Consider the following 14,344-nt stretch of genomic DNA (forward strand, 5'->3'; position numbering starts at 1 on the left):
ACGAATAGATTATGTTGCCTGAAATTGTTTCTTTTGATCGCCAGGTCACTCTGGTCGGCGACTCCGGAATTCAGTTTATGGATTTCGGTTTGACCTTCAAACGCCAGACTGCCGGGACGGGCGAATTTGTCAAACTCGCCAACGGCGTACTGACACGTCTGATTTACAACGAACCGCGTGATTACTATTTCTATCAGCCGACGCCAGACAAAATTGAGAAGGCGAAAAGCCAGTACGACATTCCTGTTGAGCAGAGCCTGAAACTGCTGGACAGCGTCTGGTTGCCGCTGCCCCTGTTCCGTTTTAGTTTGCCCAATATTTACCAGGAAGGCCCGCTGAACTGGGCGCGCTTTCGCCTTGTGAAACTGCCGGAAGTCGACCTGGATGGTCACACGCACCGCATGACGCTGGCGATTGATACCCGCATCATGGCTAAACAACAATCGGCTGCGGATCTTAGCCCTAATCATGAAGATGTGAATGCCGGTGCGACCTTTGCAGTAGCCACTGCCACTTACGCGCTCAACTGGTACTTAACCCAGGAGTGGGTCAAAGATTGGCTGGTCGATGTCTTTAATGAAGCCAGCAAAGGGCGGGATATTGACGATCGAGAGGAAGAGATCGCCCAGCAGTATCCGCTGGCGCACTACCTTAACCTGCTGTCCCTGATGGCAGAACCGCTTGAGGGCCTGCAAACCCAAACGACAGCCTCTATCGCGATACCCCAGTTTAAAGTGATTGCCAATCGTGAAGTGAACGCCATTAAACCGATCCCGGTCGATCTGATTCTTGATGTGGGTAACTCCCGCACCTGCGGCATTTTGATTGAAGATCACGGGCAGTCAGGATCCGGCCTGATGCACAACTACGTGCTGAAGCTGCGCGACCTTAGCACACCTGAACATATCTATATCGACCCGTTTGAAAGTAAGGTGGAGTTCGCCCAGGCCTTTTTTGGCAAAGACCTTTATTCCGTGCGAAGCGGTCGCCACGATGCTTTCCAGTGGCCAACCATCGCCCGCATTGGGGGTGAAGCCAGTCGCTTAGCGTCACGCCGCCGGGGGAGCGAGGGTTCTACCGGGCTTTCCAGCCCTAAACGCTATCTCTGGGATGAGAAATTTTATGGTCAGGGCTGGCGCTTTAACGGCAGCTCATTGCAGGAAACCAATCCCCTTGCCACTGCCGCTCCTTTTGCCAATTTAATTAATGAGAAAGGCGATGCCCTGCATACCATCGAGGATGAGATGGATCGCATCCCGGTGTTCACACCACGCTATTCCCGCAGTTCACTGATGACCTTTATGTTGGCGGAAGTGTTAACGCAAGCCATCAGCCAGATCAACAGTCCCGAGCAACGTATTCGTGAAGGCCATGCCGGTCTTCCGCGTCAACTTCGCCACATCATCCTGACGGTCCCACCGGGTATGCCGATGGCGGAACGCTGCATTCTTGATGGAAGAATGCGTCAGGCCGTGGGTCTGGTATGGAAATCACTGCGCTGGCATGCGGGTGAGAATGATCCTTATATTGATGAGAAGGAAGAACACAGCAAGGGCAACATCAAGATCCCATTGCCAAAAATCCGCGTCGAGTGGGATGAAGCGTCCTGTGCTCAACTGGTGTACCTGTACACCGAGATCAATCAGAACTTCGCCGGTCATCCGGAAGTCTTTTTCAATACGCTTGGACGCCCGGACCGTCAGGATCGGGAAACCCTCACCATTGCATCAATTGATATCGGCGGCGGCACAACAGATCTGGTTATCACCGATTACCGCCTGGATCGCAATGGCGTGACCGGCGGCGGCGCCAACGTGCATATCATCCCCCACCAGCGATTCCGCGATAGCTTCAAAATTGCCGGGGATGACATTCTGCTCGACGTTATTCAGTCTTACGTATTACCGGCTTTCGAGCTGGCGCTGCGTGAAGCAAATGTACGTTCGGTAGATACGTTGCTGTCCCAACTGTGCGGTTCACAAAATATTAGTGCCGCCGAAGCGGTTCTGCGCCAGCAACTGACCCTGCAAGTGTTTGTGCCACTGGCGCTGCACCTCCTTGCCCGCTATGAGCAATATGATCCACAGAATGAACAAACCTATCTGCTGATCAATCAGTGCGTCGGTGAATTACTGCCCGCGAACAGCATCAGTGACGAGGTTGATAGTTTTGTACGTCGTGAAGTGAAAAAGGCGGGAGGCATAGAGGATTTCAAACTCGCGGATATTGCCCTCAATATCACGCTGACGAAAATGCACACCGATATGTGCTCAGGCAAATTCAACATCGACAAAGTGCTGACAGCGCTGTGCGAAGTGTTGTCCTGTTACCAGTGTGACCTGCTGCTGCTGACCGGGCGACCGTCGCAGCTGCCAGGGATTCAGGCGATTGTCCGTCGCAACCTGCCGTTACCTCCAGGACGCATTCTGGCGTTGCATGGTTACCAGACCGGCACCTGGTATCCGTTCCATAAAAACGGTCATATTCACGATCCCAAAAGTACCGCCTCGGTGGGTGCGATGCTGTCGCAATTATGCGCGAACCACAGTATTCCCAACTTCCATTTCCGTATCTCGGCGTTAAAACCGTATTCCACCATTCGCCATATCGGCACCATAGATATGGATAACCTGATCCACGATGCCGACGTTATCTACCGCGATATCAAATCTGAAGACGGACAAATCATCCTGCCGGTATTTATGAATGATGAGGGTGAAGCAACCACCGCAAGCATCGTGATGCGCGGCGACCTGCGCCTGGGTTATCGCCAGCTGGACGCAGAGCGCTGGTCTGCATCCCCCTTATATACGCTGCGGTTCACCGAGTCTGGGCGTGAAAATTTCTCTAAAGCGAAATCCATCGACAGCGGCTCTCCGTATCTCAAAGTCAGGCTCACGATTGATAAAGGTAAGGCTGCGCAAAAATTAGGGCTGATCAGCGATCGTCTGACCATTGCTGATGTCAGCAGCAACACCGACCGATCTTTCGGCAAGAAAGATGTCGAGCTGGAACTCAATACCATGCCCGATACAGGACTCATTGACAGCCGGCACTGGCTCGATAGCGGGAGCGTGAAAAAATAATGAACAACGAACAAACTACTCTTCAACAAGGATGGGCGGCTATCGCCCGGGGCTGTCAGGATGCGCTGGGCTGGGTGGACAATGTCCGCACCGGCTCTCGTCGCCTGGACACAGAAGCCGACCAACTGAATCTGAGTTTGCTGCGTACCCGTAATCTGGCGAACAGCCTCTCTCAGGTTTCTGGCACGCCAATGACGGTAGGCTTCTTCGGCATCTCTCAGGCCGGTAAGTCTTATCTTATCTCTTCAGTAGCCGCAGGTAGCAATGGCGAACTGAAAGCACGCTATGGCACCCGGGTGGTGGACTTTATCAAAGAGGTCAATCCGGTTGGCGGAGGGAAAGAGGCGACCGGTCTGGTCACGCGCTTTACCCGATACGCGCCCGAAGCACCGCAGGGCTATCCGGTTCCTTTGCGCCTGTTCAGTGAAATCGACCTGGCCAAGATCCTCGCCAATACCTGGTTCAATGATTTCAACCATGAAAATCTGACTTATCAGCTTGATGAAAACCACATCGAAGAACGCCTGCGACCTTTCCTGCAACGCGCCGGTCAGGCTGATGCCAACAATGGTGTCAGCAGGGAGGACGTTGTTGCCCTGTGGGATTACCTCAAAGATTCATTCAAAAAATCAGTAGAAAAGTTTGAGCATGCCTGGTGGCCGCAGGTGCTTAAAATCGCCCCCACCCTTACTCCCCATGAGCGTGCAGACCTTTTTTCTCTGCTGTGGGGAGAACAACCGGAACTCACTGAAACATACCGTTCCCTGGCCCATGTGCTGGCAAAACTTAACCACGCAAAAATGGTGTTTGCCCCATTAGAAACGCTTACCGAGCATAGCAACGGCAGCATTATGAATGTCGACAGCCTGAATCGCCTCGGTTCAAGCCAGGATCGCCTGGTCGAGATACGTTTCTGGCAAGAGAACCAACAAACCGGTAGCGCCCACTTGTCACAAGCGGAGCTCGCGGCATTGACCGCGGAGCTCATTTTCCCGTTGGCAGAGGTCACGCCAAACAGCGTGATGGAACAGGTCGACTTACTCGACTTCCCCGGTTATCGCGGTCGCCTCAAACTTCTCGCCCTGAAAGATGCGGCTCAGTCGGGTAAAAATCCGGTATCGCAGTTGTTGCTACGCGGCAAAGTCGCCTATCTGTTTGAGCGCTACACCGATAATCAGGAGATGAATGCCCTGGTGGTCTGTGCCAGCTCGTCTAAACAAAGTGACGTCTCCGATGTGGGTCCGGTTCTCACCCGCTGGGTCGAGAAGACGCAAGGCAAAACGGCTGAAGAACGTGCCAGAAGTAAAGCTGGCCTGTTCTGGGCCATTACCATGTGCGATGTGCGCATCCAGGACAATCTGACGAAAACGGAGAGTCAGCTCAATGAAGCCTGGGAAGGCATGATACATATGACTCTGCTGGAACGTTTTGCCCAGTACGAGTGGTTGAAAGAGTGGTCACCGGGCAAACCCTTTGATAACTGTTTCCTGGTACGTAAACCAGGCATAGATACGCCGTTCCTGAAGCTTGAAAATGTCCCAGGGCAGGAGAGCCTGAAAGAGGTGGCGATTACCGATCGCTACCAGGACATCATCGACACCATGGGGCGCGCCTTTGTGACCCGTCAAAATGTCCAACGGCATGTTGCCGCACCCAATGAGGCATGGCAGGAGATGCTCAAGCTCAACGATGGCGGCGTTTCTCGCCTGACCGGGGCACTGCGTGGCGTCGCCCACCTGACGTTTAAATTAGATCGCCTGCGTGAGCAGCTGAAACAATGTCGCATCGAAATCGCAGAAAAACGCCTTGGCCGCTGGTACCAGCATGACGGCGACGGCCAGTTAGAAAAAAAACAAGCCATTGCCAAAGAACTGTGGCAGGGCTTAACCGCCAGCCCGCAGAGTTTGGGGGAGATGATCAGTCGTTTAGATCTGCCTTCCCATGAGCTGAACAATATCTATCTGAGCATTCGCGATCAGGATCAAGTGCCGCAAGTCAGCGAGGTTGAGCGTCCGCAAAACACCTTTGCTGCGAATCCCTTTGGGAGTAACCCGTTTGGCAGCAATCCTTTCGGTCAGGATTCGGTCGAGGAGCAACCCTCCGCGATTGCACCCGCGCCAGAACGCATCGGTCAGGATGACGAATTCGCTCATCAGGCCTTTAAAGCCTGGGTCGCGCATTTGAGAGAACTGTCGCAGCAAACCACGTATTGGCAGCAACTGGGGCTGAACAGTGAAACCATCAATTTGTTGTGTGAAGAGTTGATTACCGCAGCCACACGTCTGGATCTGGAAGGTACGCTCAAGCGCGCGCTGGCAGGTCAGGAACAGGCGGGAACACGTCGGGAGCAGTTGCTGGCACGCCAGACGCAACGTGCTCAACTGGCGCTGCGAGACTTTATTGCCTGGTTTGGCTACCTCACTTTGCCCGAAGCGCAAATCCCTGACAGCTACGTTGGCGAGAAAAAGAAAGTGTTTGCCCGCCAGGCCACGCTTGCCCGCGATGAATTGCCGCAACTGGCAGCGGTCGCGCCTCAACCGGGGATGGCCTATTTGGGCGACTGGCTCTCAGCATTAATGGCGCTCACGTTGAACAACGCCGGCCACAGTGCAACCAGTGATATCTCCATTGAACAAAATCAGCAACTGGGCCAGATCATCGGCCAAATGAAACAAGAGAACCCGTCATGCTAGCTAAAATTTTACCGTGCCAACCTTCAGAGCCGGGATTTGCACAATTGATGATTCGCCTGCGTGACGAAGACGCCTTGCTGGCCAATCTGAACTTTACGTTGTGCAACAACGAGCAGAATTATTTGCAGCCTGACGGCCACTGGAGCCCGGAGCCGCACTGGTTTACCATCAATGGCGGGTATGCATTCAATAATGGCAGCGGCTTCCGTATCGGCCCGGACATCCTTGATCCCCTGCTGACCAGCCCCAGTCAGGTGCAAATTCAGGCTAAGTTGGCCTCCGGTAAAACCCTGATCACCACACTCCAGTTGGCACGCGATGAGTTGTTCTCTTCTGGTGCCCGTGGGCAAACCGCCCACTATGGTGGCAGTAGCGTGTTGGATACACCGGACACCGCACCTGAAACCGTTCCGGAGACTGAGGCCGAACCCACGCCTGATGAACCCATTCGCACACCAACAGCCGCGCGGCCCAAACGCAACACGTCTCTGGTTCCGATCATCATCGCCGTGCTGCTGGTGCTGTTGATTGCCGCCGGCGCGCTCTGGTGGTTTATGGGACGCGACAACGCCACGCCACCCGCGGCAGCGAAACAACCGGAAGCCCCGGTGGTGGCAGAGGCAGCCAAAGCAGATGCTAACGCGTGTTCACCCGCCAACCTGACAAGTCAGACCGAGCTCGATTTTGTCCAAAACTGCGTACAACAGAAGCTCGACAGTGACAAGTTGCTGGCCATCATTCAGGCAGCCAAACAGGCGAAGCAGTGCGGTGTGGCCCAGCGTCTGTACGCCCACAGTGCTCAGGGTGGTGATACCAGGATCGCGCTCGCCTATGCCGCTGAATATGATCCTCAGGGTCACCAGCCAAGCGAATGTTTCAAAACCCCGGACGCGGATACCGCTGCTTACTGGTATGAAACCGTGCTGCAAACCGATCCAGAAAATCAGAAAGCCAAACAACGCCTTGCGGAGCTGAGAAAATAATGACCAGACATTTTCTTCGGCTCGCCCTGCCGTTATGTGGCCTGCTTCTGACCAGCCAGGTGTTGGCAGCAGAGGGAGACAAACCTCTGCTACAGGAAGGCAAGAAAACCTTATTTCAAAGGGTTCTGACGACGCCAGGCTGCAAACTGGCAACGACGGCTGGCGATGATAAGGGCCAACTGCAACCCGCATTTAGCAGCTTTTATGTCTATCAAAAAGCGGATGTGAACGGCCAAAGCTGGGTCAAAGTGGGGCCAGATAGCTATGGCAAAACCATTGGCTGGTTACCCCAGTCCTGCACCGTTGACTGGAAAATGCAGCTGACCCTTGCCTTTACCAACCCGGCGAACCGCGACCGGTTAGTGTTCTTTAAAGACAAGAAAAGCCTGGATGATATTCTCTCTGCACCGGACCCCGTCTCAATAGTTGCGCCGCTGCGCGCTCATCTTAAACGCGACGGCCATGCTGACGGTGTTTTAGCGCAAGAGCCGGAATACTTTGTTGATCTGCAAAAGCAGTTCTACCTGTTGCCGATCCTCAGTGGCGAAGAGATCATGACAGAGAGTGGGTTTTATACTCGCTTACTGAATGTCGCTTCTGTCAGCAAGGCAGACCCCAACGCGAAACAGGCCGATGACGTTAATCAGCTTAAAGGCTTTAATGCCTCGGTCGTTTTCGTCATCGATTCCACCATCTCGATGGGTCCGTATATCGATCGCACCAAAGAAGCGGTCAACAAAATTTATGACAAGATTAAACAGGAACACTTGCAGGATCAGGTTAAGTTTGGTCTGGTTTCCTTCCGCTCCAACACCAAAGCGGTACCCGGTCTGGAGTTCACCTCGAAGATCTTCGCCGACCCCAACCAGGTGAAGGACGGCAATGATTTCCTGCAAAAAGTCGCGGGCCTGAAAGAAGCCAAAGTATCCAGCTCTTTGGTTGATGAAGATGCTTACTCCGGCGTTCTTTCTGCTATCGACAGCATCGACTGGACGCCTTTCGGCGCGCGTTACATCGTATTGATCACCGACGCGGGCGCCATTGATGGCAGCAACAAACTTTCGTCTACCGGGCTTGATGCGAAACAGCTGCGCCTGGAAGCCGGTAACAAGGGGATTGCGATTTATACCCTGCATCTGAAAACCCCGTCAGGCAAGAATGACCATGCAAAGGCGGAAGGCCAGTACCGCGACCTGTCTAACTTTGACAGCACGCAGTCCAATCTCTACCAATCCGTTGATGCCGGTGATCTGAAAACCTTCGGGCAACAGGTTGATACGTTGGCAGGTGCCATTACCGAGCAGGTCAAAGCGGCCTATATGGGCGATCCGGCCATCGGCAGCGCACTCTACTCTAAAGATGATGGCAAAAAGCAGACGCCTGAAGAGAAATTGCTGGGGGATACTGCCCTGATTGGCCATGCCATGCAACTGGCCTGGCTGGGTAAAAAGAACGACACTCAGGCTCCGCTGGTGTTTAAGGCCTGGATCAGCGATCGCGATCTCATCAAGCAAAACATCCCCACCACTGACGTTCGTGTACTGCTGACCAAAGGGCAGCTGAGTGATTTAAGTGATGTGGTGAGCCAGATCCTGCAAGCCGCTAATGAAGGCATGATTTCGCCGAATAAAATGTTTGAGCGTCTACGTTCCGTTGCCGCCACTATGGGTGCCGATCCGAACCAGCTTAAGCAGCAGGATAACGCCAAAATCAACGATCTCGGCGTGTTAGGCGAATACCTGGCAGACCTGCCCTATCGGAGTGACGTGTTGAATCTTGATGAAGAGACCTGGAAAAGCTGGGATGGCTTGTCGCAGGAGAAATTCATCCGCACGCTTTCCACCAAGCTGCGTTATTACCAGAAATACAATGCCGATGTTGACCGCTGGGTGGAGCTGGCCAAAGGCAGCGATCCGCGCGATCGCGTCTATCCGGTCCCACTGGAAATGATGCCCTGATGCTACACATAGACAACCTGTATGTGGTGCGTGGTGAAGGGGATCACGCGCATCCTGTCTACCTGCCGCAGTTGAGGCTGCGGCCAGGCCAGGTCATGGCGGTGACCGGCGAAAGTGGCTGTGGCAAAAGCACCCTGCTGGAAGCGATCGGCTTGTTGTTACGCCCGGCCAGCATTGGGCGTTTTATGCTGGAGGGCGAAACGCCGCTGGATGTGGCTTCCTTACTTACTCACAACCAGCAAGCCGAACTGGCTGAGATACGCGCGCGCCATCTGGGCTTTGTGCTGCAAAATGGCGGGCTGCTTCCCTTTCTCAGCGTGCTGGACAACATCCAGCTTCCGTGCCAGCTGCTGGGCAAGTCAGCGGATAAAGCGATGCTGAACAGGGTCGTTGATGCGCTGAAACTTGGACCTCTGCTACATAAACAGCCCGCGCAATTGTCATTTGGTGAAAGACAGCGCACCGCCTTTGCTCGTGCCATTCTGCATCGTCCCGCATTGGTGCTGGCCGATGAGCCTACCGCGGCACTGGATCCCCACAATGCACAGCAACTTTTTCGCCTGTTTATCGACCTGGTTGCTCAGGAAGGCATGATGGCATTGGTTGTCTGCCATGACTGGCCACTGGTGCAACGTTTCAATTTACCCTGTTTAGTTGCCCGGCCTGGTTCTGGTGCATCTGACCTGTCAGGGGAACAATCCCAAAGGGGAAGCCACTTTGTCCTGTAACCGTATCCTGTTGCTGGGACGCCTGGCACTGAAAGACCTGTGGCACGACCGCATCATCTCTTTCTGTATTACGTCATCTCTGGTTGCGGTAATCGCCCCACTCCTGCTGCTGTTCGGCTTAAGGTTTGGCATTGTCAGCCAATTGCAGGACGAGCTTGCCAATGATCCGCGCAATCTCGAAATCAGAATGTTGAGCAGCGGCAGCTATGACCCGGAATGGATAGCGCAGCTACGCCAACGTCCCGACGTGGGATTTGCCATAGGGCAGACGCGGTCGCTCAATACGCTGACCGACTTACAAGTGGACAGCACCCATTTCATTGAAAATGCCGAAGTGATTCCGACCGATATCGGTGATCCGCTATTGGGTCATCTCAAAATCCAGCAGGAAAATGAGGTGGTGTTAACCCAGGAAGCCGCACGAAAACTGGCGGTTAAGGTCGGTGATAACGTGATTCTGCGTGTCAGCCGTCAACTGGATCAACGCCAGGAATGGGGGCGACGGAGCCTGGTGGTGGTCGGCATTTTACCCGCCATCTATTTCAACCGCGCAGCCATCTTTACCCAATCCTCCCTGCTGCTGATGCTTGAACATTTCAGAGACGGTTACGCGATCCCGGCCCTTGGCGTGAGCAGTGGGCAACCATTAAGTGACAAACCCACCCGCTATGCGCGTGCCAGATTATATGCACGGAGCATCGATGACGTTGCCAGCCTTGAACGCGATCTGCGCGCACAACGCATCGAAACCTCGAGTCGTCTCGCCGACATTGAAAACGTGAAAAGCATCAACCGCGTGCTGGGGCTAATCTTCAATACCATTGCCGCCACCGCCCTGATTGGCTGTATCGCCTCTCTTATTGGCTCATTTATCGCCAACGTCGATCGCAAACGCAAACATATTGCCGTGCTGCGGCTTTTGGGGTTTACCGGCCCTGCCGTGGGAGCCTATGTCATTGTGCAAGGATGCCTGCTCAGCCTGCTGGCCTATATCGGGGGCTACGGCATCTATCTGATCGCCAGTCAGATTTTTAACCGGGCGCTTGCCGGTAGCCAGGCGACCGATCAGATGTTATGCCGAATCACCTGGGCGCATAGCTTGCTGGCCATGACAATAACCGTTGTCGTGGCGGTAGTGGTTGCCAGTATCGGCGCTTATCGCGCCATTAATATTGAACCTGCGCAGAGTCTGCGCGAGGTGTGAATCCCCCCCTTTGAGTTATTTGATGATTAGCGGAGATTGTTTGTGACCTTAACGCCTTCCTCACTGCCTTACTGGTTAGTTCTTGGCTTGCTCGCCAATGTCTCTTCTGCGCTGGCGGAGCCCTGGACAGAAAATAGCTGGAACCCGAAACCGGATAGCGAAGATATTATTCTGCCCATGCCCTGCGAAGGCTCAATGGCGTTTCGTCGTGTCGAAATCCCGATGACAGGGCCACTCGATGACCTGCCGATTACGCTGGGCCAGGACACTGGGGATTGGGGGGTGATCGAACACAGTTATCCCGCTTTTATTGCGGGCAGTTTTACCGACAAAAAAGCCAGGGGGCGCTATTACCTGATGGCGAAGTATGAACTGACCACCCTGCAATATCAGGCGTTGACCGAAGGCACCTGCCCTGTGCCATCCCGCAAGCTCAGTTTGCCGGTGACAGGGATTAGTTGGTTCGATGCCGTGAGTGCGGCTGATAAATACAATCAGTGGTTGCGCAGCCATGCTATGGATAAGTTGCCGCAGGAAGACGGTGATGCAGGCTTTTTACGCCTGCCGACAGAAGTAGAGTGGGAATTTGCCGCACGCGGCGGTCTGAAAGTGAATAGCGCCGAATTCCGCGACCAGCACTACCCGATGGACGATATGAAGAATTATGAGTGGTTCTCAGGTGCGCAATCTTCCAATGGCAGAGTGCAGCTTATTGGCCTGCTACAGCCCAATCCGCTGGGTTTGTATGACATGCTGGGCAATGTGTCAGAGATGATGTTCAATCCCTTTTACCTCAATAAGCTCAATCGTTTGCACGGCCAGGCTGGCGGCTTTGTGGTGCGGGGCGGTAACTTCCTCTCTGGCCCAACAGAAATTCGCAGCGCGACGCGTAAAGAGGTGAATTACTACGACCAGGCCACCCCTGCAAGTAGCAAAACGACCGGTCTGCGTCTGGTGCTGGTGGCACCAACCATCACCTCAACCGATAAAGTGAAACAGCTGGAAAAAAGCTGGGAAACACTTGGCGCGGATAGTCAGGCTAACGCTAAAAAAGACGATGACGCTAAAGACACGGTCAAAGCGCTGGGCAGCCTCGCATCAAAGGTTGATGACTCTGCCCTGAAGCAGAAATTGAAAGACCTGGAAAACCAGTTGCGAGCCAGCAACCAGAAACAGCAGGAAGAGCGTGACCAGTCGATTCGCGCCAGCCTGAATTTAGGTTCCTTCCTCTGTACCAAATTGCAGGATGATGGCCGTTTCCTTGACTTCTTAAATCATAACTACGAACTGCTGTGTAAAAATAAAGACGCCAGCGACGCCAACTGTGCCATTCGCAAAACCAAGCTGGGCGAGCAGTCCGACAGACTCCAGCAGCTGACAGGCTATTACGCCAGTAGCCTGGTTGATGCCGCCACCCTGTATGGCAAAGAGGGCCTGCAACATGAAGTCACGGTGTTTGATCAAATGCTCACGCTGAACAAGCGGCTTTCCGGGCTGAAGCCCTTCCTGGCCGCACACTGGCAGAATCAGCAGGCGTATCTGGCAAACGGCAAAATAGATACTGCGGGCTGGCTGGAAACCTGTAAACAGATCAACGCCCCTAAAGCTATCGCACAGGAGAAGTAACATGAACATGGGACGCTCAAGCAGACTTTTATTGGCAACGGTATTACTCGGGTTTGGCTGGCAGTCGACCAGCCTTGCCGAAACACAGCGCTATATTAGTATTCGAAATACCGATAACGTGTGGATTCAGGGCGTTTGTTCGCTGGTATTCAGGCTGGATAATGGAGGTGCCGGAGAATTTAACGCACTGGCGCTAACCATCCAGCTGAAAGATAAAACAGGTCATCCCCTTGGCGAAGGCACGTTAAACGTGCCACCTTTTGGTGACAGTGACGCCACTCGCTCTGTAGACACCTCAACAGAGTTTGACTGCGAAGCTGTGCAACATGCTGACTCAGTGAGCATTACTCAGGCCGAGGAATTATTGGGCAACAACACTAAACAGCCTTTGCCCCTGTCCACGTTCGACCCGCAATACTATCAACCACTGAAAATAAGTATCAATTAGCCCTGAAGACCACGGGTGACAATTACGCTAACTGAAATCAGCACTAAAACACCTTGCGGTGACGCAAGGTGTTTTAGTGCAAGAATATGCTTTTGATTGCGTTGTCGCTGATACGGAGTTTAAGGGGCGACAGTACTGCAATTGTTGCTGTTGAGCTTCAGACCGAGGCGTCCAGCAGCCAGCTCATTTTCGGTGTGCGTGGCAGCAAAAATAAACCCTTTTTTCAGCAACCCGGTTGTATAGTATTTATTGTACATAAATGACCATACCAACATCATAAAGAAAGGGGCGATACCCATAGTAAGAAAGGCTAAAATAACCCAAACCACAAACACACCAATGAAGGTTAAAAAATCTTTTCGAAATAAAGCTGGAAAAGCACCGAATAAAAGTGTTGTCCATGAATATCCATAGAAACCAAAAACACTTTCACCCGTCTGAGGATTTTCCATCTTAATTTTAGTTGCCATGTGTAATCTCCATTTTTAAATAATTGATCTGACCAGATTTGACCAAATTTATCCTTTCCCAACCCAGAAAGTACGCATTGGTTGCCCTATTCACATCCATACAGGAACATGGGAATGCAGGATTTGCCTTACTTTGCGAATGGCAATCAACGCCTTGACTGTTATCGGCAGCGCCGAGTTTTTCTTTAGCTTTAATGACCAATCAGTTTGATAAAAACACCGCCGGTCATTCGTGTTACCTGGCAAAGCTGGGGAAAAGGACGCTGGCGTTCTCAGGATCAGTGGAGCTACATGGTAAGGGATTCGGTCATCAGATGACCTCAGTAAGTCGGTGTCACCCGCCAGGCTTATCAGAAACGCCAGGCCAATAATAAGGCATAACTCAGTTGCTCCTTCTCCTGAGTCAGCGGGCTGTCTGCGGCGTCACCTTCCAGACGTTGAGCCATGATACGGGCCGATACCCGCCAGGATGAGGTCAGGTCATAATCGGCCCCGACTTCCCATCCCATCTTCTCCAGCCCTGCGTCTGCGTCATAACGGGCTAAACCACTACGTGATGATTGTTGCGCGGAGACACCATGTTGTGTCTGCATATAATCGCTATCCGCCCAGCTCAGGCTTGGGCCAGTAAAGAGTCGCAGATCCTGCCAGGGACGCCACGACAGATTGGCGTAAGTTGTCAGCAGAAACCCCTGCTGATTTCCCCCCACATCCTGTGAAAGGATCAATCCGGCGTTGAGGATATCAATGCGGTAAATTGCTGAAGTAAATGCGCGCGGCGAAGTTTTAATATCGCCCATGCCACGCAGATATTCGTCATCTGACTCATGGCGTGGAGAAAGATCTGCACCTGCTCCCAGGGCGAATGTCCAGTGTTCGGTTTTGGCAAACTGCCAACCGAACGCCGTCAGGGTATCGACGCCACCGATAAAAAACGGGCCGTAGTTCACTCTCACCGCAGGAAGAAAGGTTGTATCGTTCTTTTTGGCTCCTGAGTACTTCGGTTTTACACCGACGCCTCCACCAATAAATCCACTGAAGGCGTTATCTGACTCCTCAGCGAGGGCGGGTAAAGCTGCCGACAGAATTAACAACAGCAGAGCAGACTGCACGGGAATGGAAAGCATGGTACTTCATCCTTTTCGTTA

10 protein-coding genes are annotated in these 14,344 nt (G+C 53.1%); 8 read left to right on the forward strand and 2 right to left on the reverse strand.

Annotated elements, in window-relative coordinates; genetic code table 11:
• Positions 1–11: 11 nt before the first annotated feature.
• From AC6I8N_RS25440 to AC6I8N_RS25475, 8 genes are read left to right on the forward strand one after another with little or no spacing between them, the layout of a single operon-like run.
• Positions 12–3,086 (forward strand): virulence factor SrfB, encoded by a 3,075-nt coding sequence (locus AC6I8N_RS25440; protein ID WP_497831397.1) that lies wholly within the window; start codon positions 12–14, stop codon positions 3,084–3,086.
• Positions 3,086–5,779 carry a virulence factor SrfC family protein gene (locus tag AC6I8N_RS25445; protein ID WP_497831398.1) on the forward strand — a complete coding sequence of 898 codons (2,694 nt, stop codon included), beginning with the start codon at positions 3,086–3,088 and terminating at the stop codon, positions 5,777–5,779. The genes AC6I8N_RS25440 and AC6I8N_RS25445 overlap by 1 nt, the downstream gene beginning before the upstream one ends.
• Positions 5,773–6,762 (forward strand): hypothetical protein, encoded by a 990-nt coding sequence (locus AC6I8N_RS25450; RefSeq protein ID WP_497831399.1) that lies wholly within the window; start codon positions 5,773–5,775, stop codon positions 6,760–6,762. Before AC6I8N_RS25445 ends, AC6I8N_RS25450 begins: the two co-directional genes overlap by 7 nt.
• Entirely contained in the window at positions 6,762–8,720 is a 1,959-nt protein-coding gene (locus AC6I8N_RS25455; RefSeq protein ID WP_208726992.1) for a vWA domain-containing protein, read from the forward strand. The genes AC6I8N_RS25450 and AC6I8N_RS25455 overlap by 1 nt, the downstream gene beginning before the upstream one ends.
• Positions 8,720–9,448, forward strand: a complete 729-nt coding sequence (locus AC6I8N_RS25460; RefSeq protein WP_497831400.1) for an ABC transporter ATP-binding protein — start codon at positions 8,720–8,722, stop codon at positions 9,446–9,448. Before AC6I8N_RS25455 ends, AC6I8N_RS25460 begins: the two co-directional genes overlap by 1 nt.
• Positions 9,438–10,652 (forward strand): ABC transporter permease, encoded by a 1,215-nt coding sequence (locus tag AC6I8N_RS25465; RefSeq protein WP_497831401.1) that lies wholly within the window; start codon positions 9,438–9,440, stop codon positions 10,650–10,652. The genes AC6I8N_RS25460 and AC6I8N_RS25465 overlap by 11 nt, the downstream gene beginning before the upstream one ends.
• Positions 10,653–10,694: 42 nt before the next feature.
• Entirely contained in the window at positions 10,695–12,278 is a 1,584-nt protein-coding gene (locus tag AC6I8N_RS25470; protein WP_497831402.1) for an SUMF1/EgtB/PvdO family nonheme iron enzyme, read from the forward strand.
• Position 12,279: 1 nt separating this feature from the next.
• Positions 12,280–12,726: an IrmA family protein gene (locus AC6I8N_RS25475; protein ID WP_497831403.1), complete on the forward strand. Its 447-nt coding sequence runs from the start codon at positions 12,280–12,282 to the stop codon at positions 12,724–12,726.
• Positions 12,727–12,845: 119 nt separating this feature from the next.
• Here the strand turns inward: AC6I8N_RS25475 and AC6I8N_RS25480 are convergent, their stop codons facing one another.
• Together AC6I8N_RS25480 and AC6I8N_RS25485 are read right to left on the reverse strand one after the other, a co-directional pair.
• Complete coding sequence (locus tag AC6I8N_RS25480) at positions 12,846–13,196, reverse strand: hypothetical protein (RefSeq protein ID WP_497831404.1); 351 nt, start codon at positions 13,194–13,196, stop codon at positions 12,846–12,848.
• Positions 13,197–13,546: 350 nt separating this feature from the next.
• Entirely contained in the window at positions 13,547–14,323 is a 777-nt protein-coding gene (locus AC6I8N_RS25485; protein WP_497831405.1) for a MipA/OmpV family protein, read from the reverse strand.
• Positions 14,324–14,344 lie beyond the last annotated feature (21 nt).

This window comes from Pantoea sp. X-Soil-TKNS-1279 (genome assembly GCF_059730565.1).

Coding starts and splice junctions, on each gene's coding strand:
- AC6I8N_RS25445 (WP_497831398.1), top strand. CDS start 3,086: ATGAACAACGAACAAACTACTCTTCAACAAGGATGGGCGGCTATCGCC.
- AC6I8N_RS25460 (WP_497831400.1), top strand. CDS start 8,720: ATGCTACACATAGACAACCTGTATGTGGTGCGTGGTGAAGGGGATCAC.
- AC6I8N_RS25480 (WP_497831404.1), bottom strand. CDS start 13,196: ATGGCAACTAAAATTAAGATGGAAAATCCTCAGACGGGTGAAAGTGTT.
- AC6I8N_RS25475 (WP_497831403.1), top strand. CDS start 12,280: ATGAACATGGGACGCTCAAGCAGACTTTTATTGGCAACGGTATTACTC.
- AC6I8N_RS25450 (WP_497831399.1), top strand. CDS start 5,773: ATGCTAGCTAAAATTTTACCGTGCCAACCTTCAGAGCCGGGATTTGCA.
- AC6I8N_RS25440 (WP_497831397.1), top strand. CDS start 12: ATGTTGCCTGAAATTGTTTCTTTTGATCGCCAGGTCACTCTGGTCGGC.
- AC6I8N_RS25485 (WP_497831405.1), bottom strand. CDS start 14,323: ATGCTTTCCATTCCCGTGCAGTCTGCTCTGCTGTTGTTAATTCTGTCG.
- AC6I8N_RS25455 (WP_208726992.1), top strand. CDS start 6,762: ATGACCAGACATTTTCTTCGGCTCGCCCTGCCGTTATGTGGCCTGCTT.